Origin of the sequence: Pseudomonas sp. PAGU 2196 (assembly GCF_022179005.1) — a bacterium.
Classification (GTDB): domain Bacteria; phylum Pseudomonadota; class Gammaproteobacteria; order Pseudomonadales; family Pseudomonadaceae; genus Aquipseudomonas; species Aquipseudomonas kermanshahensis.
Map to the genome: position 1 here is coordinate 299,106 of NZ_BNTL01000011.1, position 25,090 is coordinate 324,195.

A 25,090-nucleotide genomic window follows, 5' to 3' on the forward strand; every position below is an offset into this window, starting at 1 on the left:
CGGTCTTATCGTTGTTTTGGGCGTAACGTTATGGAACTTTCAGGCGCTTTCATTGGTCGAGACAGCGCTGTCTTGGGTGAGCCGGATAAACCGCCAGGTTCAGGCGGTTTGCGCCAGGTCCCGCTCACCGCAAGGCTTTAGCCAGGTGTCTACCGTCTCGGCCAAGGCGTCGATGGCCTGGGTGGCGTCCAGCGGCAAGGTTCGTGGCTCGCCACGCGGCGATTCGAGGGCCGCGAACTGGCTGTCGATGAGGCTCGCCGGCATGAAATGCCCAGGGCGCGCCAAGACCCGCTTTTCGGCTTCGGCAGGGGTCAGCTCAAGGAACACGAACGCGAGGCCCGGCATGGACGCGCGCAACGTTTCGCGGTAACGGCGCTTGAGTGCCGAGCAGGTCAGGATCGGGCGTTCGCCCGACTGCACTGTGGCTTGCAGCTCCTGGCCCAGGCGCACCAGCCAGCCGGCTCGGTCGTTATCGTCCAGGGGGATGCCAGCGCTCATCTTGCGGATGTTTTCGGCAGGGTGGAAAGCGTCGCCTTCGATCAGGCGGCCGCCGCTTCTGGCGGCAATGGCAGCGCCGACGCAGCTTTTGCCGCAGCCAGCTACGCCCATCACCACAATGGCGGACAGGGGAGAATTCATCAGTACCTCCTGCGGGGTGAGATAGCGCTGTCTCGTCGTTGACGAACAGCCACCTCCCCGGTGTTATTGGTCTTGTCCTTACGCAGTATGGACGCTTGGCACAGTGCACGTGGAACCGCTACCAAAGATTACATTGCCTGCGTCCTGAGACAGCGCTACCTTAGTGGCCGTTCCCCTCCCTTGGCAAGTAGTAAAATTACAACATCCATGTCCCGCACAGGCTCTCGCACCACCGGTCGTCCTACCCTGGCAGAAGTCGCCAGGCTTTCCGGGGTTTCCCCGATCACCGCATCCCGCGCTTTGCGCGGCGTCAGCACGGTTGCCCCGGCGCTGGTGGAAAAGGTTGCCGCTGCTGCGGCCAGCCTGGGCTATGTCGCCAACCCGGCAGCCCGCGCACTGGCTTCGGCGCGCAGCCAGTCGGTGGTGGTATTGATCCCGTCGTTGTCCAACCAGTTGTTCATCGACACCCTCGAAGCCATACACGAGGTGATGCGCCCGCGAGGGCTCGAGGTGTTGATCGGTAACTATCACTACGACATTGCCGAAGAAGAAAACCTGATCCGCAACTACTTGGCCTACCAGCCTTGCGGCATGCTGCTGACCGGTTTCGAGCGCAGTGACGCCGCTCGGCAGATGCTGGCGGCCAGTGGCGTGCCCTGCGTGCACATGATGGAGCTGGGCGGCGAGGCGGGTGCGTTGTCGGTGGGCTTCTCGCAGCAACAGGCCGGGCGCGCTGCGGCCAGGCACTTGATCGAGCGTGGGCGGCGCCGGCTGGCGTTCATCGCCGCGCAGCTCGACCCACGGGTAATGCAGCGTGCCGAGGGCTTCCGCCAGGCCCTCGCCGAGGCAGGGCTGCAGTCGACGGAGCTGGAAATCCTTGCCCCGGAGCCTTCCTCGATCGCGCTGGGCAGTGCGTTGTTCAGCCAGTTGATGCAACAGGCGCCGGATGTCGACGGTATCTTCTTCTGCAACGACGACCTGGCCCAGGGTGCGGTCCTGCAGGCACTGCGCCAGGGCGTGGAAGTACCCCGCGAGGTGGCGATGGTCGGCTTCAACGACTTGCCCGCTTCTGCGCACATGGTCCCGCGGCTGACCTCGATTCGCACGCCGCGGGCTGCCGTTGGTCGGGGCGCCGCGCAGGCCCTGCTGGCGTTGCTTGACGGCAAGCGGGTGGCCACCGAGCAGCAAGACCTTGGTTTCGAGTTGATGGTGCGCGAAAGCTCGTGACACGCGGTGCCTGAGTAGCGCTTGGGGTGTTAATTACAAAGTGATAGCAATGTGCTTGCACGGCGCAGTTGCCCATCTATGCTCAGGACACCCCGCGCATAAAGGAGCCCGGCGTCATGTTCGATTTCCATCGCAAATGCGGCTGGAAAGCACATGACGCTCTAGAACAGTGTTTTCAAGGTTGGCCGCTCAAGGAATATCCCACTAGGTATCCCAAGGTAGAGAGGTCGACATCATGCCCGCCGCCCGCAAAGTAAACATCAACCCCGACCGCGAACCCAGCTTGGTTATGACCCGTGATGAGGTGCTCTTCAAGCTTCGGCAGGCGCTCGCACCGGTCAGAATCACTGACTACATCCTCAACGGTTGGATGGACCGCGACTACTTCCCGCGTCCCGTCGCCCTGGGCGGTCTGCGCTCTCACGGCAAGCCGATGCATGTCGTTTGGCTGACAGCTGATGTGCAAGCGTTCCTTGAAGGGCTGTCGTCGCAGCCGCGCCTCAAGGCGCCGAAGAACTACGGCGCCACTCCCAAGAAAAGCGCCGAAGACCAGCCAGCCTGACAAAGAAAACCCCGGCGAGGGTTCGAGCCAAGCCAGGGTTCAATAGGGAGCATGTATATATGACCAGTATATCTAACGGTGACGCCGGGGCAAGTGGCATCGACAAGGGATTTTGGGCCAAGGCAGTCGCTGCGGGGGAGGCCCAAAAGGCCGAAGCCGCCAAGAAATCCAGGGGGGCCAAACCCGCCGCCAAAAAAGCAGCCGTTCAAGCAACTGTGCCCGGCGAAGAAGGGGTCAGCGTATCGAGCAGCACCGTGCTGCCAGACCTGCCATCGGTCAACCGCCCGGAGTTTGCCATGCCGACCGATGTAGGCGAGTTGCAGGAAGTGAAATCCGGGTTCAGCAGGCCCGCACAGGAGTCTGGTGCTGACGGCGGCATCCTTCTGGCCCCCGGTGCTATCCGACCTTCGACGCCGGGCGAGCGAGCGTTGCTTGAGTCCATGGTACATGCACAGGATGACTTCAAGGCGTTGCCGCCTGAGCAGCGGGAAGCGCACGCCAAGGCCAGTGGCCTTACACCTGATTCCTATGCCCTGCTGGAAGATGTATCGCGGGACTTCGTGTTCGTTACTTCCGGTCGAGTGTCCTATGCCTATGAGCGCGCAACCGGCATCGAGCACGGGGACAAGGGGTTCGCGCAATTGGTCAGGAAGCGCTACGGGTACATCACCCCACTAGATCCTGAGGCCAAAGAACAGCGGATGTCGCTCGGCAAAATCTGGTGGGAGGGGGAATTCCCTCACAAGCGCGTCGTTTCCAGCATCGTCATGGAGCCAACTAGCTTGACAGCATGCCAGGACGCCGAACGCCGACCCGAAGTCCTAAACCTGTGGCACATACGCAAGCTGACCATGGCCGCGCCGGACATGAATGCAACATGTGGGGACGTTGCACCACTGCTGGAACACCTCATGTACATCGCTGACGGTGACGAAGTGGTGGTCAGCTTCTTCCTGAACTGGATGGCACAGCTGTACCAGACGCCTGAAATCAAAATCCCAAGCGCCATCCTGATGTACTCCAAGTTCGGCGGCGTCGGCAAGTCCATGCTCTACAAACTGCTGGCTGCAGTGTTCGGGCACTCAATGGTCGGTAACTGTAGCGGTCGGGCGCTGACCAAAAGTTTCGACGATGTGACCGAGCACAAGCGGGTACTGGTCATCAATGAAGTGGCGCGGTCCGAGAAGGCTGACGGGTACGAGCACTTCAAGAACATGATTTCCGAGGAAGATACCAGCTTCGAGGGCAAAGGCCGAGCGGCCAAGGACATCAAGAACATCACGCACTTCGTGGTGACAACGAACAACCTCGACGCACTGCCCCTGATGCAGGGTGACCGCCGCGTGGCTGCGTTCATGTGCAATGCCCAGCCCAAGCCCGCTGACTACTACGTCAAACTTCATGCGTGGATGGAGGGGCCTGGCCCGTCGCTGGTAGCAGGTGTGCTGGCACGGTGGACGTTTCCCGCTGACTGGAATCCGCACGCACCTGTGCCACAAACCGATGCCACCAGAACGTTGCAGGATGCTGCACAGGGCGGACTCCATGAACTGGTCAAAGAACTGGTGGAGGACTTCCGGCCACCATTCGATCGTGACCTGATCGCTGTTGATTCGGCGGTGATCCAGCTGAATGAGCTGTACCCGACACTGAGCAAGGCAGCGAACAGGACCAGCCTCGGCAAGGTACTCAAGGCCATCTGCGGCGAGCCGGAGCAACTGCGGATTCGACGGCGTGAGGACGGCTCTACGCCTAACGTTCGTGTGTACCTGATCCGAAATGCAAGGCAATGGAGTCTCGCAACGCCAGAGCAACGCGGCGCCCATATTGCCGATGGTAGCCGTATGTTCCCAGTCCAAAACCAGCCCGAGGTGGCCAGCCATGACTAACACCCTTTCCGCCATGCCGGTGCTGCCGCTACCCACCGTGGCGTTGTTCGACAGATTCGGCAAGCCCATCAAACCGGCGGGACCCAATGAAGAACTGGCCAAGCATCGCGCCGCTGTGCGTCAGGCCCGGCATGCAGCAGAGCTGGAGGCCATCGAGTACGCGCAGATCATGCTCCAGCGGCACATTGCGGCCGCGCTAGACCCGGCGACTGACCCCAAGCTGGCCCGACAGTTGCGCCTGGATATCATGGATCGAGGTATCGGCAAGGTGCGTGAAGCCGAATCGGATAGTGATCCGAAACAGCGGGAGGCCGCTGCACAGAACATGCTGGAAGCCTTGGCGGCGATGTCCACCAGTAATTTTGCACTGGAGCAGCAGGGTAAGGCCGCCGCCTTTATTGAGCGCGACGTGACACCCGAGCAGGGGCAGTACCAAGACATTGATCTGGACCAGTTCAACGTAGAGAACGAGTGAGGTGCGCCATCATGGAAACCATCAAACGTATCTTCCTGAATATCGGCATCGTGATCGTTGGCACAGTGTGTTCGACGCTTTGGTGGTCGTACTTCGCCTGGTCGACGGCCAGTTGGTTCGGCGCGAAGGATGTCGCTGCGATCCAATTGGATGCCACGCTCGCTGCCATGACCATCACACCATGTGCAATCATCCTGGGCATGCTGGTGAACGCCGCCCGTGAAGCCAAGGCGAAGCTCCATTAAGCTGGGGCACAAGGGGTCATCGGTGGGTTATTCTCTGTGGCCCACCGATGACAAGACGAAGGAACTGTCGTGGACTTCGACGAAAAAGAGTACCAAGAATATCTTGAGTATGTGGCTAGCCGCCCTACGCTCACCGAGGAACGCAACCACCGTAACCATTGGTACAACCGTGCCCGCGACCTACGTGCCGCAGCCGGTGCAGTCTGGTATGCGATGCGCTCTGAAAACGACCGGTGTGTGGCAGAAAGTCTAGGTATGGGGTTCGGGTACAGCATGGGAGTTGCCTGTTACCCGGTGTACCACATGCTTTGTGGTCAAGCTCTTGAGGTCATCATGAAAGCGGTGCTTGTCAGTCGAGGCGAAACCCCGCCCGAGGTCCACAAACTCAACGACCTTGCAGACCTTGTCGGAGTGAAAAGAAACCAACATCAAAAGCGACTGCTGTCGTTTTATGAGGCGTCGATCTGGTGGGCGGGGCGCTATCCGATACCCAAGAAAGCCAACGACCAATTGATAAGGGATTATTGGAAGCTTGCTCGCAACGTTATGGAAAAAGCTGTGCCAGGCAAAGAAATTCGATTTGTAGAACGAAGCGGCGCGACGGACTGGGAAAAATTCGACGCGCTGTGGTGTGAGTACGCCGACAAGTTTGAACACGGGTTCTAGTTTCCCTTCACCCATCGACGCCGCTATCATCGCTGGCCATGTGCCATGAATATAGCGAAGGGGTTGCAATGGACTTGTGGGAACCAGTCAACGGCGTGTTCTGGAGCGCGCCACCGGATGACGGTTGGGTGCATTGGCCAATAGCTATTGTGCTGCTGTTCGCAATCATCACAGTTGCGGGGTTAGCAGTTCGCATAGTCAAGAAACGCAGCGAACCAGAATGGCACCTGCGCCAGCACATGGTGGAGCTTGGCGGGGCTGCCACACTGATCTACCTAGTCGGAATTGCTGCCTTGACGGGGGATCGCATTGGAACCCTTGGTGATATGCCCCTCAACGAAGTAGGTGACTTCCTTGCTGGTGCCTTCGGCCCTGTGGGGTTCTTATGGTTGGTCCTGGGCTTCCTGCAGCAGGGTGAAGAGCTGAAAGAGTCACTTCAACAGCAGTCCATAATGGCGCGAGCTGCTCACCGTCAGACCGAGGTTCTCACGCTTGAGCGGGAGCGTCTACTTACGGCGATCTTTTCATTGGAAACTTCCCCCCGAGTGATAATCGTAGATGACCGCTACGCCCGGAATGTTATAGAGGTGCAAAATGGTGGAAATATCGCGGTTGGTGCAGCTCTTATTTTTGAGCCACCAATCAATGACTTAGAGCGAAAAGAGTTGGGTGACTTCCTCAAGGACTCCACGTCTAGAGACGACCTTGAATTCTCACTCGTAGAAGGTAAGGCGGCAGGTGATTGCAGGTTGGAGTACACCGATGCGGTAGGCGGTAGACGAGCAGAGTTCTTCAAATACAGTGTCGACAGGGATAGAGTAAGTTTTATGAAGGTATACCGGTGAGGGCATCCCTGCCCACCTGTGCTTGAAGCCCTCACTTCCCCCGACCGCGCTTGCCACCCGAAGGCTTGCGCTTGACGGTGAGGGGGTGTTGTTGCGGGAAGAACGTCGAGTCTCCCTGTTTCTTACGGCTTACGCCGGGTCGTTTGTCAGCCATTTTCAATCACCTCAGTTGTTGTGCCCATCGGCACAGATTCGTCATCGTCGTGTGCCGGTAGCATCTTGAGTGGCCAGCCGAACAGCTCGGCCCTCAGCCCCTGCAACACTTCGTCAGTGGTCAGCCCCCTGCCATCCGCCCAAACGCCGGCGCGCATACCACGTAGGACGGCCCGGCGTTGGCGCTTGAGCGCCTCGTCCCTACCCAGCTCAATATCGTGCTGCATGGCCGCGAGGCCTTGCAAAATGCGATCTTCGCGGGTACGTCGTGTGCTGATTACAATCGGATCATCTGCCATGTATCACCCCCAGGGCTGTTGCACAGAGTTGGCTTCCATTTCGCGCCAGAACGCGTCGAACTGCTCAGCGCTCATTTGCGATACTTGGCTAGCAGACAGTGCGCCACGTTGGTCAGGCGCACGCCCACTGGCCGGCAATGTGCTCAAGCTGGTGGGCGCTGCCTTCCGTGGGGTACGCGCTTGGGTTTGAAAGCCGAGTTCGCGGGCCTTGTCGTACACCAGTTGTGCGAAGTTCTGACCGCTGGCGACCGTATCCCTGTAGAACGTGGCCACCGCTATCTTTCGGCACTGCGCGAGTTGGTAGGGGGTGGCGCCGGGGTGCTGCTGGGCAATACGCGCATCTAGCTCTTGGGTGATGAATGCGGTGGCCGCGTCGTAGTCGCTGTGCTGCGCCCGGAATTCAGCTTCTACGCCTTGCATGTGTTGCCCGATTTGGGCGACCTCGTAATCGACCTGCTGCACACCGGCTTCATACTGACGGCGGGCTTGTTCCTGCTGCTGGGCCTGTTCAATCTGCTGGAGTCGGGCGTTGACGTGAGCTTCGGGGTCGTCTACAAACGCCGGTATTTCCGCTTCGGCCTGCTGTGCAGCGAGCTGCTGTTGCTGGGCTTGCCAGGCCTGTTGCTGCGCCTGGAATTGAGCGATCTGCTGGCGCAGTTGCTCAGCCTCGGCCTGGGCTGCCTGGCGGCGCTGGCGTTCTTCCTGCAGGGCACCGAGGGGCACATGCTGTTGGCGCTTGCCTTGTGGCTGCTGCTCGACCTGTTCGCCTTCGTCCACGTCGTCGCCTGGCTGCTCGGCCAGGTGTTCGTCACGGCGTTGGGCGTGCTCGGCGTAGTCTTCCACTTCATCAGCGAGCGCGTTCGGCACAGCGGTGTCGGGGCTGGCATCGTCCAACACGCCTACGCTGTCTGTCAGCTCTGCGACTTTGGCGCCAAGGTCGAAAGCGTCTTCGGTTTCAAAATCACTCATGGTTGTTCACCTCGGTTTTGCGCGATGCGCGTGGACGTTTCGCCGGCTTGCCGGACAAGGTGGGGTGTTCGCTGGTGGACTGCACAGCTGCAGCGGACAGGCCGTAGCGGTGGGCCAGTTGATCGGCACCACGCTCGGCAGCTTCGCGGGCGGCTTGCGCCTGCAGGGCCTCGGCCAGATCTTCCTGCAGTTGGGCCACCTTCGCGGCGTGGCTGATGCGGGCTTTGTAGGCAGCAATTTCATCGTCGCTCAATGGGCAGCGAGCGATTCGGTCGCTGGACCAACCGCACACGGCGCCGAGGCGAACGCGGCGGCGTTCGGCAACGACCAGTCGCAACATGCCGGCCAGCATCAGTTCCTCAGCGTGGTCGGCGGTACGGCAGCGAACTGTGCCAGTTGGCACACCTTCACTCCACGGACCAAGGGCAACTACCGGCGCTGGGAAGTTGACAACGTATCCTTGGAACTCATCTTCGATAACTTCGCTGATGCGGGCGCGGCCGGTGTCCAAGTTGTGCAAGGCTGCGTCCTTGCGCAGGGTGTCGAGTTCAGTATCACGCATGATGGCGGGCCTCTTTGAGGGCTGCGGTGAGCCGGTCGATTTCTGCTTGACGTTGGTTGTCGGCGGCGGTGCCGTCTGCCTGGGTCAACCGGCGTTCCGCTGCGACGGCGGCTTCAAGTTCCTGCCGGGCCTTGGGCAAGGCGTCGGTCACGTAGGCCTGGGCGTTCTCCAGCTCGACAACCTGTTTGCGAGCAGCTTGCACAGCTGCTTGCGCCTGTTCGAGTGTATTCATTTCTTGCTCCGGGCCATGGCGGCCGTCTGCTGGCGATGGAGGTTGATCAATCCCCGACTGCCGTTGCGCAGGTAGGGGGTGAATGCCTGCTTGGCGCTGCGACGTGCAGCAGACATGATCTTGTCGAGGGCTGCGGTGCGTTCGTCATCGTCCATGGCCTGCCACGCCTTCGAACGCATCAGCACAGTGGCATCAGCGTGCATCCGGCTGCCGGCCAGTTCGTTCAGTTCGTTCAGCTGCTCTGTGGTCAGCTCAACCTTCTCGCTGCGTTGACCGGGCGTGGTCGATTTCAGGGTGAAGGTGCCGCGCATACCTAGCGGTGCCCAACCAAGGCGGCCAGCTTCCAGGCGTACGGGATCGTCGCTTGGCACAGCGGATAGGATGGGGCCAGCTCGACCGATCTGCCGTTGTGGTTCCAGCAGCGCGGCGCCAAACTGGTCGCGCTTGATGGGCAGGGACTCGCGCAGTCCAGGCAAGCGGAACTTGAGCTGGTCAGTAAAACTGTCGCGGTCGGTTTCGCGCTGATATGGATCCATGTAGCGGCCGACGTGGGAAAGCAATGTGGCCGGCTGCACAAGGGTGGCAGCGGTGCGATTGACCCAGCTGCCGCCGTAGCGGTCGGGATCGGTCATGGCTTGCATTACACCGGACAGGCCCTGCAGCCAGGTCTTCGACATGAAATTGCGGCCCATGGCTTTCATCATGCTGGCCATGCCAAGTTCCTGCGTTTCCCAGCCGTGTGCCACGTCGGCGGCGATGCCGACAAGGGTGGCCATAGGCTCGATACGGCTGTACTGCTGCCATTCCCCGTTGATCTTAAGGCTGTATGGCTGGTTGCCTGCGGCGAGCCACGCCCGGCGCTCTTCCGGGTCTTCCGGGCCACCACCGGATACATTGCCGTTCAAGGCCCCGAGGACACCCAAGGACATCAGCAGCGAACCGATACCCATACGGGCCAGTGCTTCTTCCTGCACATGGCCGCCCGCTTTGAGGTCTTGCCGAACCTGCTTGAAGATCGGCGCGGCGGGGCTGTGCTTGACCGAGTAGGTCACCAAGTTCATGGGCGTTTTGAGGAACGGGATAAAGGCGTTCCCAGTGCCGTACGGCATTGCATGACGCAGGCGGTTCACAGCCTGGGTGATTTCCCCGGCCCGGTTGTTGAAGGTGTGAAAGAGCGCCGCGTCCTCGCCAGCTTCGACCAGTTCGGCGGGCGGGTTGGCGATGATTTCCTGTACGCGCTTGTGCACAGCTGCGGGGCCTTGGCCTTTCAGCTCATTGGCAGCCATGCGGTAGGCACCTGCATAGCGGGCCATGCCGTCATTCAAGTATTTGAAAAATTGGTCTTCCGACTGGAGCAGGCGCAGCGGTACGCCCCACACCTGTTGGCCGGGGTAGTCGTTGCGGTAGACCTCGGCCTTGTTCTCGTTGCCGAACGCGTCTTCACCGGTGCGCCAAGAACTGACAGCACCACGGGCACCGTTGATAGCGCCTTCGAGCATGCCGCCCAGTTGGTAGGCGGATTCGCCAATACGGGTTTCACCGTTGAGGCCAACTGCGCGTTTGGCGGCACCGATGCCCCCGGCCAGTGCACGGGTTGGAACTTGCATCAGGCTGGTGGCCAGGTTCGACACCATGTTTACGACGTGCGTATCAGGCGACGATAAGAGCATGGATTTGTAGAAGGTCCAGAATCCATCGCTGCCAGCCTGACGGGCCAGCTTGTTTGCAGCTTCCACACCGCCGATACGGGCGGCATTGGTCAGGGCGTCGGCAATGGCCTTGGCACCTTGAGCACCGCCGACAGAATCCAGCATGTGCCCGGCCTGTTTCATCGTGGTCAGGTCGGCGCGCATGGCGGACATTGCCCGACCAATTTCGGCACGACTGGCCATGACGGCCTTCTGTGTGGTGCGCAGGTCGTTGAGACTTTGCAGGAAGTTGGCCTGTTCAATTTCTGTAGCGTTGCCGCTGCTGATCTTGGCGCTAAGGTCCAGGGTCTTGACCGTCTGGTCTTTCAGCAGGCGGGTTGCCGCGACCTGTTCTTCGGCGTTGAATGCCACGCCCAAGCGATGTTTGCGCAGTTTCGCCACCGTGGTACCCGTGAGGGCAGCGAGGCGACCAGTTTCTTCCCAACTGATGGTGCCCCGGCGTGCGGCTTCGATATCGGGTTCATCGTCAGCTAGCAGGGCCAGGCTGTTGTCCATCTGCTGCTGATCCATGCCCATCGACTGGAACAGCGGACGCACATTGGAAGAGCCGGCGAACGGCGTTTTGGGCACAGCTGGCGATGTCTGTGGTGTTGGTTCAGGGGTTGCCATGGCCTCGGGTTGCGGTGCCGCAACAGGGGCTGCTGGCGCTTGTTCTGCGGGCTGCTGGATAACGGTGTCCATGCTCGGTCGCCGCAAGCCGGCAGCGCCGCCCATGGCCCCGCCAACCACACCGCCAAGGGTCATTTGTTTGGTGACACCTTCCATTGCCGGACGGTCATTAGCCAGGTTGGTCAGCACCTGTTGCTGGCCGGATTGGGTGAGTTCTTCCAAGGACTCGATGCCGGTCCCGGTCAGCGCCCGGTTAACGAAGCCCTTGGCCACGTCCACACCATTCTGCCCGGCCAGTTGCATGTCGATGTCGGCAACGCCATGGCGTCGACCAATACGTGCGCCTGCAGCACCGAGCAGGCCCGTCAGAGCACCAGAAGCCAGCGCAAGGCCGGACTGGCCAGGGGTAAGCGTGCCGGTTGTCTGACGTGTCTGTTCGGCCTGCTGACCTGCAGCGACAAGACCTTCACCGGCGCCAGCGCCAACAACCCCAGCGGCTGCGGGCGCGATGCCCAGTGCCCTGGCACCGAGCGCGATGCCCCGGCCGGCCATGCCACCACCGACCATGCTGGGCACAGACTCAGCGATCAGATGCGGAATGTTGCCCGGATTGTCAGCCAGCGCCTGGAGAGTGCCGCCGAAGCCCTGCGCCTTTTCCAGCGCTTGGCGGGAGGCTTGGCGTTCGGGCGTGTCGGCCTGGTCCATGTGTTGACGGACGCCAGACGTGTTGTAACCGAGTGCTTGCGGGATGCGGCCACCCGACAACATGCCAGCCATGCCCATGACGGCATCACCCACACCGACACCGCCACGGGCAACCGAGCGACCGAAGTCACCGACGACGCTGTTATCAATCGCGGATTCGACGCGATCCATGACACCTGGCGATTGCACAGGTTGGGCCGGCGCATCGTCGAAGGCATCCCCGAACGCAGACAGCGGATCACCGAAGGCGCTTACCTGCGCTGGCGCCGTCTGCGGTTGGCGCGCAACAGGGCTAGGTGGCGTTGGGTCGTCAGGGATTTCGTCCCCAAAGGCAGAAAAGGCCATCGCACATTAACCTCGCTTAGTGGCGGTCTTGCCGCTCACTGGGTCGATGTACTGGGAGCCGGCTGGCAGGGCGTCGTAATCGGCCTTGGTCAGCGGGCGTGCGATCTGCGCCTGGCCTGGCACACGTGTACCGACCTTGGGCGCGGGCTGCTGCACTGCTGGTGCGCCGCCACCTTGAGCTGCCATGGGTAGGACGCCAATCGGCTGCTGGGGTTGTGGTGCGTAGCTTTGCAGGTTGCCCGTACCTGGCAGCGTGGACGCATCAGGCACAGGTGTGTCGTCGGGTTCTGTGCCATTCAGGACTGCATCGACGACGGCGTCTGCGCCATGGGTGGCCTTTGGCTTGCGGGTGGAGTGCTTGTTGAACGGCTCTCCCCACGGCTGGTAGCTGCCGCTCTGCGCGTCGAACTGGTACCGCTGGTACATGTCACCGCCCAAAGGCTGATCGACAAATGCGCGGGGTGCTGGCGCCCGTGGCCCGGACGATTGACCGCCGCCACCTTGGTGCGCGATGCGCTGGTCGAACTGCGATTGGTTTTGCTGCAGCGTGGCTTGGCGGTGTTGCTGGAGCGCGTCGGCGTTTTGGGCACGGATCAGCTCGGACGGATCGACACCCAGTTGGGCCATCTGGCGGGCCATGGGTGAGAGGCCGGCGAGGAAGTTCGGGTCTTGCAGGCGCTGCTGGTATTGCCGTTGCTGGTCGGCCTTGGCCTGGGCGGCTTGCTGCTGCATGGCCAACTGCTCTTCCTGCATCCGCGCCAGGTTGTTGCGGTACTGGCCCAACTCCTGCTGGCGGCGCTGCTCTTGAAGCACAAGTGCAGCCTGGCCGCCTGCCTGGCCCAAGGCCTGGCTACTGGACCCTTGGCGACCCTGCGCCATGAGCTGTAACCCAAGCATCATGCGGGGGTCTTGCATCAGGTTGCCGACGTTCTCGGCACTGAACAAATCTGCGAATGCCATTTCTCCTTACTCCCCCAAGCACGGCGGCCGGGCGTTTAGTGGGTGGTGTCATTGCCCGGCATCAGCGTCGAGCGGCACAGTGCTTCGGCGAGCGCCATGGTTTCAGCATGCAGCGCATCGGCCTTGGCCTGCAGCTCAGGGTCGAGCACAGGGGCTTCGTCGAGGTTGGCCATGCTGATGATCGTGGCCATCGGGTTGGGGATGAATTGATTCATGGCTGTTCTCCAATGGCGGCGCGCAGGTCGCGTTGTTCTTGCGAGGTGAGGTCGTTGGGACCGAGCAGGGGCACAGCGGTATAGCCGCCCAGGTCGTTGGTTATCAGGCGGTGCGGGGTCAGCTTGCCCTTGGTGCGGCGCGGCGGCTCGGTGCGGCCGGCCAGGGCCAGGCGCAATCTGCACTCAATTTCGGAAAGGTGGGCCGTGCTGTCGAAGGCGAACTGCGCGAGGGCAGCCAGCTCGATGGCGTGTTCGGGGCGGTGAGCGGCGCCGGTATGCACAGGTGTGGCCTGTGGCAGGCGAGGGTTGCGGCACAGCGCGCTGCGGTCGGTGGCGACCAGATCGGCCAGTTGGCTCAGGGTCACTGCGGTGCTGATGCTTGGCTGATTCATGCTAACCACCCCCCCGATGGTTTGCTGCATGAATACACAATACGCCTGGCCATTCATATTCGAAACAGATATTAGACGAACGGTTTGTTATGTGGTATGGAAGTCAAACTTTAAGACAAGTGTTTGAATCGAGTTACCGGGTGAATTATCCCGGTACCGTTTGCGTTGCGATTAAATTTTATGGGCGCAAGTTGTTGGATTTATTTGGGAATTTTATTTTTTGCGATTAGTTACCGTGTGAAGGTGGCACAGAGGCGCGAAATTTTTTGGGGATGGGCCTGGTGCACAGGTCTTGGATTTACGGCCGAAAATTTTTGGAAAATTTCTGTGGGGACTCACCTCTAGTATACGTTACAACGTAACGTTGAAAGGACGACACACCCCACCACGGTGGCCGATTAATATCACGCCGGGTGGCACATTTTCTGGCTGGCGTTCACGTCGAAACGCTACGCTTGGCGGCATTCATCGACCCGGAGCAATCATGGACAAAGCGACAGTTACGGCAGACACCCTTGAACTGATCCTGCTGAACCAGCAAGCCCTGCGCGCGGGCATTGAAGAGCTGGCTCTGTGGATCAAGCAGCGCGGCTCTATCCCTGCTTGCGATAGCGTGATGATTGCCCTGCAGACTCTGGACGCGAACGCTGAGGGCATTGAGCAAGGTATTCAGTCGCTGAGGGGGTGACCCGGCCACCGTGTTCACAAGTACACTCATGACCACTAGTCGGAATGAGCACAGTTACCTGGGTTTCAGGCTTGCTGACCCATGCGATTGGGTCGATGCTGTCAATGTCTAGACTTGTGAACACAGAGGTGAACACCATGGACATTGGCTATATCCGGGTCAGCTCGACCGATCAGAACACCGCCCGCCAGCTCGATGGCGTGCAACTTGACCAAGTGTTCACTGACAAGGTGAGCGGCAGCACCGTGGAGCGCCCAGAACTGACCTTGCTGCGCCGTTCGCTGCGAGCTGGTGACACCCTACATGTGCACAGTATCGACCGCCTGGCGCGCTCGCTGGGCGACCTGCTGGCGCTGGTGGAAGAATTCAGGGGCAAAGGTGTGGTGCTGCGCTTTCACAAAGAGAACCTGACATTCACCGGCAAGGCCGACCCGATGCAAGACCTGATGCTGAGCATGATGGGCGCCGTTGCACAGTTTGAACGGGCGATCATCCGCGAGCGCCAGGCCGAAGGCATCGCCAAGGCCAAAGAGGCAGGGGTCTACGAACGCAGGTCTGCGGCCAAGGGTGACGCTGCGATCATGGAGCTGCGTGACGCTGGCATGTCGATGCGGGCAATAGCGAAGAAGCTGGGCATTGGGGTGAGCACAGTACAGCGGGCTTTGAAGGGTTGATCGTTGCTCTTGAGCTGCCAAGGATGGCATATGGCCAATAGTGGCACATGTCGCGCAGTTGTAGCAATGCTGTAGCGAACTTCGCGACATGAGATTAAAGGCTCTAGCACAGTTGTTTCAGCGATTTTGTAGCACATGTCGCGGAGTTTTTTCCTATTCTGGCCACGTATGGCACATTTAGCCTATATAACCCTGTAGTAGCTATAGGCTTTTTACCCTATACCCCGTTTTCATCAAATTGATAAAAACATAGATACATAGCTACAGAATAAGCCAAAGCACTGTGCTAGAAGCTCCCCAGGCCGTAGCTATGTCTTCCTGAACCTCACTACAAGCTCCGCTACATCGTTACATCGCGTGCCATCATTGCCGAAGACCCAAGAACCCCGTTTTCAGTCCTCGCTTTTCCCTCTTTCGGTCGGTGTCGAAAGCGCCTTGGCTGCATCCTCTTTCGTCACGCCGTGGGTCACCTCAAACCAAAGATCCTCGATGTAGTCAGCCCACTTCTGCATGGCCTCACGTCGCTGTGGTAGTAGGCGTGTCCTGGCGTACGCTGCCCCAAGGCTGCCTGGCATCCTGTGCCCCAACTGCAGTTCTAGTAGGAGCGGGTCAATGTCCAGTACCTCAGCGCCCAGTGAGCGGAACGTCGACCTGAAACCATGGCCGGTGATGGCGCCGACTGGATAGCCGAGATCGGTTCGCAGCCGCCGCAACAGGGTTTCGCTGGCGATGTGCTGGCCGAAGGTGCCAGTCGATGGGAATACCCAGTCCGGCACCGGTGTGGTCGCATCGGGAGCGAATCTGCCGAAGGGCGAAGCGCTCGAAGCGGCGCGTTGGTTCACGGCGAAGCTGTAGTCGCGCAGGTTGTTCAGCTGTGCCAAGGCCTGGGGCGGGAGGGGCACAGTGTGCATCTGGCCGGTCTTTGGCATTTCGTACGTCCATTCGGCCTTGGCAAAGTCGATCTGGCTCCAGCGGGCTGCGCACAGTTCGCTAGGCCTTGCCGGGATCAGCAGCAAAAGCCAAAGCGCTGATATCGCACAGTCGCTGCTACTGTTGCCGAGGGTGTCCAGGCGGCGGATGTAGTCAATTAGATCATCTTCCTTCACCAGGCCGGCGTGGTGTTTAGTCTTGGGCTTGGCGTTCAGCAGACCTTCGCGGCCAAGGGCGACGTTCTGCGTTACCAGCTCATGATCCATGGCGTGGGCGAGAATCTTGCTCAGCAGGCGTAGGGCTTCGCGCTGCATGACTGGCGAGTCCTCTATGCGGTCGAGAGTAGTCTTTACGTGCCTGACGGCAATGTCCTTGACGTGTAGTTTGCCGACCACGGGCAGCAGGTGGTTTTTCAGCACGCCACGGCGACCGGCGATGGTTTTGGGTTTCAGGTTCGCGTGCCTTTTCATCCACTGTTCGGCCACCTTGTCAAAGGTCCAGTCGGCCATGGCGCGTTCTTCTTCCTTGCGCGCTTCGCGGCCTACCTTTGGGTGGATACCTTGGGCGATGTCTTCGGACGCCAACTGTGCCTGCTGGCGGGCTTCATCAATCGAGATGTCAGGGTAGACACCGATGGCGAACGGGATTTCCTTGTCGTACAGGTAGCATCTATATCGCCACTTTGGCGCGCCGCCGTCTATAAGTAGATGGAGGCCCTTGATGCTGCCTTCTGAGAATCTGCCACGCTCACCTGACTCAAGAATGGCGGCAATGCTCGCGTCACTGTCGGCCAGTGGCTTGGTGGGTTTTCTGGGCATGGAGTGACCGTTGGGAAAGGGATAGCGGATATCCCATACGATATCCTTTAGGATCTCTTGCGGTCTACCATATTTAGGGATATTGTGATTCTGCGAAGGTGGTAAAGACCAGCAAATACAGGAGGTTTCCAGTGTTTGGTGTAAATCTAAGACAGATGCTTGACTACCATCGCAAGTCCGACTTGGTCGAGATTCAGCGTAGTCACCAGGCACTGGCCAGCGCGCAAGCGAAACTGGCGGCAATCAGCCGTTCGATGGCGATGATCGAGTTCGCGCCCGACGGCACCATTCTCGACGCCAACGAGCGTTTCTGCCAGGCCATGGGTTACAGCGTCGAAGAGCTACGCGGCAAGCACCATCGGCTGTTTTGCGACCCGGCCTACGTAAAGACGGCCGAGTATCAGCAGCTTTGGCGTGAATTGGGGCAGGGCAAGGCCATCAGCGGGACCTTCGAGCGCGTCGACAAGGCAGGGCGCGAGGTTTGGCTCGAAGCCAGCTACATGCCGGTGCTGGATGAGCAGCGCCAGGTCACCAGCGTGATCAAGGTAGCGTCGGACATCAGCCAGCGCGTTATGCAAGAACACGAAAGCGAGAGCCTGCTCAAGGCCATCGGCCGCTCCATGGCGGTGGTCGAGTTCACCCCTGCCGGGCGGGTGATCAAGGCCAACCAGAACTTTCTCACCACCATGGGCTACCGCCTGGAAGAGGTGGTCGGGCGCCACCACGGGCTGTTCTGCCTGCCCCAGGAGCGGGAGTCGTCGGCGTACCGTGAGTTCTGGGCCTCGCTTAACCGCGGGGAATACCATTCGCACCGCTTCGAGCGCATCAACAAGCAAGGCCAGACGGTCTTTCTCGAAGCCTCCTACAACCCGATCTTCGACAGCAAGGGCCGGCTGTACAAGGTGGTGAAGTTCGCCAGCGATATCACCAGTCAGGTTTGCACCCAGCAAAGTGCCGCCGATGCAGCCCACGCCAGCTCCATGCAAACCGATGCCTGTGCCCGCAAGGGCACCGAGGTGGTACAGCAGGCGGTGCAGGTCATCGAACAGATTTCCCAGGAGCTCAATGACGCCGCACGCAGTATCGATGCAGTCAGCAAGCAGTCGGACGTGATCGGGCAGATCGTGTTGACCATTCGCGGCATCGCTGACCAGACCAACCTGCTGGCATTGAACGCGGCCATCGAGGCGGCGCGCGCTGGCGAACATGGGCGCGGTTTTGCCGTGGTCGCCGATGAAGTGCGCAACCTGGCGGCGCGTACCAGCAAAGCCACCTTGGAGATCGTCGATGTGGTGCGGCAAAACCATGACCTGTCGCTGTTGGCGGTGGCGAGCATGCAGTCGAGCCTGACGCGCACCGGCCATGGCGTGGCCTTGGCCAACGAGGCCGGCACGGTGATCATGGAAATCCAGCAAGGGTCACGCCACGTGGTCGATGCAATCAGCCAGATCAACTCGACGTTGCAATTGCACTGAGGGCGGCACTGAGTTCGTGCAACAGGGCGTGCATGCTGGCTTGCAGTTGCTGGCGCAGTTCAGCCGTTGGCAGCCCTTGGGCCTGCGCCTGTTCGATGGCTTCGCAGTGCTTGACCAGCGTGCGCATCTTGAGCATTTTTGCCCCACCCTTGATGCGGTGGGCCAAGGCGCGCACGGCATCGCTATCCGCCTCTGGCCCGAGTGCACACAGTGCGGCCAAATCTTCACTGGCGCTTTGTGACAGCTGTTCGAGCAGGTGCCGGGTGAGCTGTTCGTCGTCCTGAGTCAGGTGGCGCAGCTCGCTCAGGTTGAAACCGCTGCCTTGGGCCTGCACAGGCGGTGTGTGCGTGCTGGCCTGGGGCAGGTGGTTTTTCAGGGTTTGCAGGCCAATCGGCTTGAACAGGCATTCGTCCATGCCACTGGCCAGGCAGCGGGCACGTTCCTCGGCCTGCGCGTTGGCGGTGACGCCGAGGATCCTGCAGGCCGTCAACTCGCCCTCGTGTTCCAGCTTGCGTATGCGGCGGGTCAGTTCGTGGCCGTCCATGATCGGCATGCTGCAGTCGGTAATCACCAAGTCGAAGCGCGCAGCCTGCCACCGGGCCAGCGCGATTTCGCCGTTTTCAGCCAGGGTAACGCGATGCCCCAATGTGTGCAGTTGCCGCTCCAGTAACAGCAGGTTGGCGGGGTAGTCGTCGACCACCAGAATGTTCAGTGGCCCGCTGCTGGCTTCCAGCACTGGGGCGCGCTGTTCGGCAGGCGCGGGGGCTTGGCTGGCGGGCAACTGCAGGCAGACTTGCACCTTGCTGCCCACGCCTTCGACGCTGTGCAGGCTCAGCGTGCCGCCCATCAATTCGGCCAGGGTGCGGCTGATCACCAGACCCAGCCCGGCGCCCTGGCGTGCCCGCGGGCCATCGGCCTGGGCGAAGGCATTGAACAGCCGGGCCTGGTCTTTCGGGCTGATCCCAATGCCGGTGTCGCGTACGCAGAGTTCGACCTGCAGGTCGCTCTTTGCGTCGGCAGGCGACAGGGTAAGGCTGACGTGCACTTCGCCGCGCTCGGTGAACTTGATGGCGTTGCTGATCAGGTTGGACAGTACCTGCTTGAGCCGCAAAGGGTCTGCCATGACCCAGCCAGGTGAGGTAGGCAGCGCGCTGTGCAGGTGCAGGCCTTTGATCCGCGCATTGCCTTCGAATACCCGCAGCGTATTGCGCACCAGTTCGACCAGGTTGGTCGGCACCGGTTGCAGGGTCATGTGCCCGGACTCGATTCGCGAGATGTCGAGGATGTCGCCGATCAACTCCAGCAGGCCAATGGCCGAGTCGTGGGCTGTCTGCAGGGTCTGGGTATCACAGCGGCCGGCGCGGCTGTCTTCCAGGGCCAGCTCGAGCAGGCCGATCACGGCATTCATCGGTGTGCGGATTTCATGGCTCATGGTGGCCAGGAAGGTGCTCTTGGTCTGGCTGGCCTGTTCGGCATCATCCTTGGCTTGGCGCAGCTGTTCGAGCAGGCCGCGGCTCAAGGCTAGCTGGGCTTGCAGGGCGTGCTGGGCGTCGGTGCGCTGGTGGATGAGTTTGCGCAGGTAGGTGTTCCAGAACACCACCCCGGCCAACAGCAGGGCGGACAGCACCAGCACTTGCAGCGCCAGCGTGCGGTAGTCGCGCCATGGGCTGTCACTGACCAGCGTGCTGGTGCGCCAGCGGTTGATCAGTTGGTCCAGTTCTTCGGGGGGGATGCTCAGCAGCGCCTTGTCGAGTATGGCCTGCAGCTGAGGTTGGTCCGGGGCCACGGCAAATGCCGCGATGGCTGGGCTGTCGTCCAGCACGCTGGCAATGCGCAATTGGTCCTTGAACACATGGTTGATGTAGTAGGTGGCGTTGATGTAGTTGCTCAGGGCCACGTCGGCGGCGCCACTGGCTACCGCCTCCATCAGGCCGAGGGGGTTGTCCACTTCGACCACCTTGGCGCGTGGGAAGCGGCGCTGCAGTTCTACGCGCTGCGGCGAGCCACGTACCAGGGCGACACGCTGACCATCGAGGGCTTTGGCCTGCGCCGATGAGGTGGCGTCGTTGCGGGTCACCAATACCCTGGGGCTGACCAGGTAAGGGCGGGTGAAGCGCAGCTGTTTGGCACGCTCGGTGCCGTAGCCCAGCGCACCGATCATCTGCGCGTCGCCGCGCGCCAGGCGCTCGATCATCGCCTGCGCCGACTGGCTCTCGATCGGTTTGAAGTGCAAGCCCGTACGCAGGGAAATTTGCTTGAGCAGCTCCAAGGTGATGCCGTTGGTACGGTGCTGCGCATCGTTGAACGTCAGCGGTGCCAGTGAGGTGTTTACCAGCACCTTGACGGTTGGGTTGTGGGCGATCCAGGCTGCCTCTTCGGCGGTCAAGGCAGTCAGGTGCCGCTCCAGCAGCAGGCTGGTGTTACCGCTGGTCCAGCGGCGCAGAATGGTCAGGCGCTCGCTCTCGGTGATTCTGGCCAAGGCCTTGTCGACCAACCCGCGCAAACGGGGGTTGTCGTCAGCCATGGCAAACGCGAAGGCACCCGGGGCCACCTGGCAGAAATGGTCGATCTTCAAGGTGCCCTGGTAACTCTTGCCAATAAAGAAGTCAGTGCTGATGGCATCGCCCAGGTAGGCGTCGGCCTCACCCAGATCGACCGCGGCAAGACCAGCCAGGGTCGACCGGTATAGGCTCAATTGCGCTTTGGGGTACAGCGAGCGCACGGCGCTGGCGGGCAGGTAGTGGTCGACCATGGCCAGGCGCAGGCCGTCGAGGTCGAGGGCGTTTTTCAGGGTGCGGCCTTCGCGGGTGACGATGACCGGCAGGTCGTCGGCGTAGGGCGAACTGAGGCCCAAATGGGCATCCGCCGCCTCGAACGCGTTGGAGCTGCCGAGCAGGTCGATGCGGCCCTCGCGCAGCGCGGCGATGGCTGCGTGGCGGTTGTCGAAGCGTCGTACTACGACCGGGATCCCCAACTGCTCGGCGATGATGCCTGCATAGTCGGCGCTCAGGCCTTCGTAATCACGTTCGCTGATGTTGATTTCGAACGGCGGGTAGTCAGGCCGGGAGCTGCCCAGCACCAGCTGCCCGCGCTGCTGCAGCCAGTGGCGGTCCTGGTCGCTCAGTTGCAGGGGCGGCGCGGCGCTGATCGAGCGCGCTAGCAGTTGCCGTGGTTCGCTGTCGGCGAACAACCCAGGGGAACTGGCCATGCCAATGGCCAACAGGATGCTCGCCAGCAGGCGCGTCATGGCGGCTGGGCTCAGTAAACGCTGTTGCGTTTGGCCAGATCGACCATTTCTACCAACGATTCTGTCTTGAGCTTTTCCATGATGCGGCCCCGGTAGGTGCTGATGGTTTTGGCACTGAGGTTCATGCAGGTGCCTATATTCTTGTTGTTTTCACCGCGTGCCAGGCGCCGCAACACTTCCATTTCGCGGTTGGACAAGCTGGCCAGGCGTGTCGGCTCACTCTCCAGCGAATTGCTGTTGACCGACATCTGCGGGAAGGTCGAATAACCTTTTACCAAGGCCTTGAGCGCGAACAGCAGGGCCTCGTGGTCTTCGTCCTTGGTGACGAAGGCACCGATGCCGGCATCCAGGCAGCGCCTCACGTACAGGTCGGTGGCCTGCCCGGTCAGCACCATGATCTTGGGCACTGGCTCCAGGCACTGAAGCCGTTTGATGACCTCCATGCCGTCCAGGCCGGGCAAACCGATGTCCAGCAGCACCACGTCCGGCCGCAATTCGCGTGCTGCCTGAGCCACTTCGCTGCCATTGGCAACTTCACCCACGACGTGAAAGCGCTCCCGCTCGAGCAGCAGGCGCAGTGAGAGCCGGACAATAGGGTGGTCGTCGACGATCAGGACGGTAGTCATGAAGAAAACTCCTGTAGGGCTGTGGTCCGCTTCCTGGAACACTCAGGAATAGGTCTGCAATGGGGTTTATCGGAAGCGCTGCAAGATACGGCCATTCCCTACGTTTGGTAATGCCGAGTATAGAGTTGTTGAATAACCCTGTAGGTGCTGTTGAAAATTCCTACAAAAACAGGGATAGGCACCGCCCGCGTGGTGTGGCGATGCCTATTTGCACAAGGCCGTTAGGCGCAAGCGGTGTGAGGTTTGCGCACGCGCTGGGTCGAGGCGGGATTGTTGGCCAGCGCTTGGCCGACCCGTGGCGGGCGTGCCAGCAACTGGCCGGAGCAGTTGGGGCAGCGGCCGTGCAGGCGGGTGTCGGCGCAGGCACGGCAGAAGGTGCATTCGAAGGAGCAGATCAAGGCGTCTGGGCTATCACCCGGCAGGTCAGCGTCGCAGCACTCGCAATTGGGTCGTAATTCCAGCATTGGCGTAGCTCCAGGTGGCAGGGGGAACCTTGAGTCTGCTACGCCAGCGCTAACGCTGGCAATGCTCAGTCGCCAGGGCGATAGAGGTGCGCGTGCCCAGCACGGTACAAGGCCGACTCGGCGAAAGGCGTGCCACCCAGCACATGGCCGACAAGAATCAGCGCAGTGCGGCGAAAATCCTTAAGCGCCACGCGCTCGACGATATCGTCAAGGGTGCCCCGCACCCAGTCTTGGTCCGGCCAGGTGGCGCGATGGATCACGGCAACGGGGCATTGCGGGCCGTAGTGCGGCAACAGTTCGCTGACAATTCGCGGCAAGTTTTTTACGCCCAGGTGAATGGCCAAGGTGCTGCCATGGCGCGCTAGGTCGGCCAGTTGCTCGCCGGGCGGCATCGGCGAAGTGTCGCCAAAGCGCGTGAGAATCACCGTTTGCGACACCTGTGGCAAGGTCAGCTCGCAGCCCAGCAGGGCCGCACTGGCGGCAGTGGCGGTGACGCCTGGGATGATCTGGTAGTCGATGCCCAGCTCACGCAGGTGGCGGATCTGCTCGCCGATTGCGCCATACAGGCTCGGGTCACCGCTGTGCACGCGGGCCACGTCCTGGCCTTGCGCGTGTGCGGTGCGCATGGCACTGATGATCTGCTCCAAGTGCAGCTCTGCGCTGTTGATCACGGTCACGGCCTGGTGGCCTTCGAGCACAGCCGCGGGTACCAGGGAGCCGGCATAGATGATCACTGGGCACTGGCGGATCAGGCGCTGGCCCTTGACCGTGATCAGTTCCGGGTCGCCGGGGCCGGCGCCGATGAAGTAGACCGTCATGGAAAATCCTTGCGATGAAAGGGATGCTGCGATTATCGCCCGCAGGCCAGGGCGAGGGTAGCCGGCCCGAGCACTTGGCGTGTGACCCGCAGCCGGGCCGTGCCGAGGTGCTGGCTGGCCATGGCCAGCGCCGCGCTTTCTGCGACGCCCCAACAACCGCTGTGCGCATGGGCGATGGCCGAGCGATAGCTGAGGAGGGGTTCGTAGGGCTGAAGTTGCCCGGCATCGTACAGCAGCAAGGGCAGGCCAAGGCGTTTGGCAAGCTGCTGCAGGCCAGGTTCGTCGGCCTTGAGGGCGATGCTGGCGATACCGCGCAGTGCTGACAGCGCCAAGCCATGGTCAGCCAAAGCTTGGCGCAGCAGGTACTCGAGGGTGTCCGCCGGGCAACCCCGGCGGCAGCCAAAGCCGGCGTACAGCGCCGGCAGGGTGGCGTCTAAAGCCATCAGACCTGGCTAGAGCGGCGGTACAGCCACGCGCTGAGCAGGCCCAGAGCCAGCCAGAAGGCGGCGTTGGTCAGCCAGCTGGCGACCTTGAACTGGGTTTCCAGGGCTTCAGGCGCGAGGCTTTGATGCACCTCAGGTTGCGGTGCACCGATGACATGCGGCAGTACCAGCAACACGGCGCCCAGCGCTTTCACCAGCCAGTGGCGGGCAAATACCAACAGGGCCAGGCCCAGTGCGGTAGCGCTTGCGGTGCCGATCCACCAGGCCTGGCGTTGCCCCAGGTCAGCGGCAGCGGTGCCCGGCAGCTCTGGCGGCAGGCCCAGGGTAGGGGCCAGGCAGAACACGGCGAACCCCGCCAGGCCCCACAGGGCGCCGGTGCCCGCGCGCTTCGGTTCACGCAGGCTGTACAGGGCGACCAGTATCAGCGCGAAGCCGACCGCTACCACCAGGTTGCCCCCGGTGGTGGACAGCACGCGTTGCCAGCCGTCTTCAGGCGACCAGGCTTCGGCGCTGTGTTCATGGGCAGCGGCCCCTTCGGCGCCGTGTTCGTGATGCTCGGCAACAGGGGCTGCGGATTCGTAGGTTTCTGCTTCAAGGATCAACGGGGCAACCCAGAAGCTTTGCAGCAGGGTCAGCAGCAAGGCCGCGAGCAGCCCGCTGAAGCCCGCGGTACGGGCAATGCGCATGATCATGGGGCGTACTCAGTGGCAGGGGAAGGCGGCGCTGTGGCGGGTGTCGTGCGCCGCGTTGTGCACGGCTTCGATGTGCGAGAAGCCGGCAAAGTACACCAGGCACAGGCCCAGCAGGCTGGCGCCGACGGCGATGACGACACGCTGACTGAGGGTGACGGGGGTGGCAATGCTGTGTTTGGCGCTGGTGACGGGCATGACGCGTTCCTCTGCTTTTTGTGGGCAACGGGCAAGCGCGGCAGCCCCGAACGTGATCCGCCCAGGGGAATGCGACAGCGCCCGCCCACCGCGGGGTGTTCATGAACGTCAGGCCGGTCTCCGGGCTCACGAGGAGGAGCAGGGCTCCTGAAAAGCGCCCCTTCCCATGCCAGATGACGCGGCACAGTGGTCTAGACGCTTCGCTCGCTTACCGTTGCGGGGGCAGCACCGGCTTGGTCGGGCCCTGGTCGAGGGCTTGCGACGCACCGGTTTCCCGTTTCACCCCCTGAGGGGCACCTGAACGCGAGGCATTAGGAGACCA

Annotated in this window: 26 protein-coding genes, 2 pseudogenes and 1 riboswitch; of the genes and pseudogenes, 11 read left to right on the plus strand and 17 right to left on the minus strand. The window is 61.4% G+C overall.

Annotation, left to right across the window (positions count from 1 at the left end):
* Positions 1-99 precede the first annotated feature (99 nt).
* On the minus strand, positions 100-639 hold the full coding sequence (locus MFF34_RS11600; RefSeq protein ID WP_099454273.1) for a gluconokinase: 540 nt from the start codon (positions 637-639) through the stop codon (positions 100-102).
* 207 nt (positions 640-846) lie between these two features.
* Here MFF34_RS11600 and MFF34_RS11605 point away from each other — a divergent pair, with 207 nt between their 5' ends.
* From MFF34_RS11605 to MFF34_RS11635, 7 genes are all read left to right on the plus strand, one after another.
* A complete protein-coding gene (locus MFF34_RS11605) occupies positions 847-1,866 on the plus strand; it encodes a LacI family DNA-binding transcriptional regulator (RefSeq protein WP_027593398.1) in 1,020 nt (339 codons plus the stop codon).
* 235 nt (positions 1,867-2,101) lie between these two features.
* Positions 2,102-2,428, plus strand: coding sequence for a hypothetical protein (locus tag MFF34_RS11610; RefSeq protein WP_238213742.1), 327 nt, complete (start codon positions 2,102-2,104; stop codon positions 2,426-2,428).
* A 59-nt stretch (positions 2,429-2,487) separates the two neighbouring features.
* Positions 2,488-4,317 carry a primase-helicase family protein gene (locus MFF34_RS11615; RefSeq protein WP_238213744.1) on the plus strand — a complete coding sequence of 610 codons (1,830 nt, stop codon included), beginning with the start codon at positions 2,488-2,490 and terminating at the stop codon, positions 4,315-4,317.
* Entirely contained in the window at positions 4,310-4,792 is a 483-nt protein-coding gene (locus MFF34_RS11620) for a hypothetical protein (RefSeq protein ID WP_238213747.1), read from the plus strand. The genes MFF34_RS11615 and MFF34_RS11620 overlap by 8 nt, the downstream gene beginning before the upstream one ends.
* An 11-nt stretch (positions 4,793-4,803) precedes the next feature.
* On the plus strand, positions 4,804-5,037 hold the full coding sequence (locus MFF34_RS11625; RefSeq protein ID WP_238213750.1) for a hypothetical protein: 234 nt from the start codon (positions 4,804-4,806) through the stop codon (positions 5,035-5,037).
* Between the two features lie 69 nt (positions 5,038-5,106).
* Positions 5,107-5,703, plus strand: coding sequence for a HEPN domain-containing protein (locus MFF34_RS11630; RefSeq protein ID WP_238213757.1), 597 nt, complete (start codon positions 5,107-5,109; stop codon positions 5,701-5,703).
* A gap of 68 nt (positions 5,704-5,771) precedes the next feature.
* Positions 5,772-6,548 (plus strand): hypothetical protein, encoded by a 777-nt coding sequence (locus MFF34_RS11635; RefSeq protein WP_238213759.1) that lies wholly within the window; start codon positions 5,772-5,774, stop codon positions 6,546-6,548.
* 146 nt (positions 6,549-6,694) lie between these two features.
* Here the strand turns inward: MFF34_RS11635 and MFF34_RS11640 are convergent, their stop codons facing one another.
* The 8 genes from MFF34_RS11640 to MFF34_RS11675 are packed head-to-tail and all read right to left on the minus strand — an operon-like array spanning position 6,695 to position 13,698.
* Positions 6,695-7,000, minus strand: a complete 306-nt coding sequence (locus MFF34_RS11640; RefSeq protein ID WP_238213761.1) for a hypothetical protein — start codon at positions 6,998-7,000, stop codon at positions 6,695-6,697.
* A 3-nt stretch (positions 7,001-7,003) separates the two neighbouring features.
* Complete coding sequence (locus MFF34_RS11645; protein ID WP_238213763.1) at positions 7,004-7,969, minus strand: hypothetical protein; 966 nt, start codon at positions 7,967-7,969, stop codon at positions 7,004-7,006.
* On the minus strand, positions 7,962-8,531 hold the full coding sequence (locus MFF34_RS11650) for a hypothetical protein (protein WP_238213766.1): 570 nt from the start codon (positions 8,529-8,531) through the stop codon (positions 7,962-7,964). Before MFF34_RS11650 ends, MFF34_RS11645 begins: the two co-directional genes overlap by 8 nt.
* Positions 8,524-8,763 carry a hypothetical protein gene (locus MFF34_RS11655; RefSeq protein ID WP_238213768.1) on the minus strand — a complete coding sequence of 80 codons (240 nt, stop codon included), beginning with the start codon at positions 8,761-8,763 and terminating at the stop codon, positions 8,524-8,526. The genes MFF34_RS11650 and MFF34_RS11655 overlap by 8 nt, the downstream gene beginning before the upstream one ends.
* Positions 8,760-12,131, minus strand: coding sequence for a hypothetical protein (locus MFF34_RS11660; protein ID WP_238213771.1), 3,372 nt, complete (start codon positions 12,129-12,131; stop codon positions 8,760-8,762). The genes MFF34_RS11655 and MFF34_RS11660 overlap by 4 nt, the downstream gene beginning before the upstream one ends.
* 6 nt (positions 12,132-12,137) lie before the next feature.
* Positions 12,138-13,091, minus strand: a complete 954-nt coding sequence (locus MFF34_RS11665; RefSeq protein ID WP_238213777.1) for a hypothetical protein — start codon at positions 13,089-13,091, stop codon at positions 12,138-12,140.
* 35 nt (positions 13,092-13,126) lie between these two features.
* Positions 13,127-13,306 (minus strand): hypothetical protein, encoded by a 180-nt coding sequence (locus MFF34_RS11670; RefSeq protein WP_238213778.1) that lies wholly within the window; start codon positions 13,304-13,306, stop codon positions 13,127-13,129.
* Entirely contained in the window at positions 13,303-13,698 is a 396-nt protein-coding gene (locus tag MFF34_RS11675) for a hypothetical protein (RefSeq protein WP_238213780.1), read from the minus strand. Before MFF34_RS11675 ends, MFF34_RS11670 begins: the two co-directional genes overlap by 4 nt.
* A gap of 484 nt (positions 13,699-14,182) precedes the next feature.
* On the opposite strand from MFF34_RS11675, the gene MFF34_RS11680 reads away from it, so the two are divergent.
* Both MFF34_RS11680 and MFF34_RS11685 read left to right on the plus strand, forming a co-directional pair.
* A complete protein-coding gene (locus MFF34_RS11680; protein WP_238213789.1) occupies positions 14,183-14,386 on the plus strand; it encodes a hypothetical protein in 204 nt (67 codons plus the stop codon).
* A 137-nt stretch (positions 14,387-14,523) separates the two neighbouring features.
* Positions 14,524-15,060: a recombinase family protein gene (locus tag MFF34_RS11685; protein ID WP_238213791.1), complete on the plus strand. Its 537-nt coding sequence runs from the start codon at positions 14,524-14,526 to the stop codon at positions 15,058-15,060.
* 392 nt (positions 15,061-15,452) lie between these two features.
* Here the strand turns inward: MFF34_RS11685 and MFF34_RS11690 are convergent, their stop codons facing one another.
* Positions 15,453-16,808, minus strand: coding sequence for a site-specific integrase (locus tag MFF34_RS11690; RefSeq protein WP_238213793.1), 1,356 nt, complete (start codon positions 16,806-16,808; stop codon positions 15,453-15,455).
* Positions 16,809-16,963: 155 nt separating this feature from the next.
* On the opposite strand from MFF34_RS11690, the pseudogene MFF34_RS28270 reads away from it, so the two are divergent.
* Positions 16,964-17,746, plus strand: a pseudogene (locus tag MFF34_RS28270) (PAS domain-containing protein); the annotation flags it as partial.
* Between the two features lie 111 nt (positions 17,747-17,857).
* A pseudogene (locus tag MFF34_RS28275) lies at positions 17,858-18,283 on the plus strand (methyl-accepting chemotaxis protein); the annotation flags it as partial.
* On the opposite strand, the gene MFF34_RS11700 reads toward MFF34_RS28275, so the two are convergent.
* From MFF34_RS11700 to MFF34_RS11730, 7 genes are all read right to left on the minus strand, one after another.
* Positions 18,258-21,530, minus strand: coding sequence for a transporter substrate-binding domain-containing protein (locus MFF34_RS11700; protein WP_238213797.1), 3,273 nt, complete (start codon positions 21,528-21,530; stop codon positions 18,258-18,260). The pseudogene MFF34_RS28275 and the gene MFF34_RS11700 overlap by 26 nt on opposite strands.
* Positions 21,531-21,541: 11 nt before the next feature.
* The gene (locus MFF34_RS11705) at positions 21,542-22,156 is read right to left on the minus strand and encodes a response regulator transcription factor (protein ID WP_027593395.1); all 615 of its coding nucleotides are present in this window, start codon (positions 22,154-22,156) and stop codon (positions 21,542-21,544) included.
* Positions 22,157-22,377: 221 nt separating this feature from the next.
* Positions 22,378-22,620 (minus strand): DUF1272 domain-containing protein, encoded by a 243-nt coding sequence (locus MFF34_RS11710; RefSeq protein WP_027593394.1) that lies wholly within the window; start codon positions 22,618-22,620, stop codon positions 22,378-22,380.
* A gap of 65 nt (positions 22,621-22,685) precedes the next feature.
* The gene (gene cobM / locus MFF34_RS11715) at positions 22,686-23,438 is read right to left on the minus strand and encodes a precorrin-4 C(11)-methyltransferase (protein ID WP_238213799.1); all 753 of its coding nucleotides are present in this window, start codon (positions 23,436-23,438) and stop codon (positions 22,686-22,688) included.
* A 32-nt stretch (positions 23,439-23,470) separates the two neighbouring features.
* Positions 23,471-23,863 (minus strand): cobalamin biosynthesis protein, encoded by a 393-nt coding sequence (locus MFF34_RS11720; RefSeq protein WP_238214421.1) that lies wholly within the window; start codon positions 23,861-23,863, stop codon positions 23,471-23,473.
* Between the two features lie 17 nt (positions 23,864-23,880).
* A complete protein-coding gene (locus MFF34_RS11725; protein ID WP_238213801.1) occupies positions 23,881-24,573 on the minus strand; it encodes a CbtA family protein in 693 nt (230 codons plus the stop codon).
* 9 nt (positions 24,574-24,582) lie between these two features.
* On the minus strand, positions 24,583-24,768 hold the full coding sequence (locus MFF34_RS11730; RefSeq protein ID WP_027593390.1) for a CbtB-domain containing protein: 186 nt from the start codon (positions 24,766-24,768) through the stop codon (positions 24,583-24,585).
* 93 nt (positions 24,769-24,861) lie between these two features.
* A riboswitch (cobalamin riboswitch) is annotated at positions 24,862-25,084 on the minus strand.
* Between the last annotated feature and the right edge of the window lie 6 nt (positions 25,085-25,090).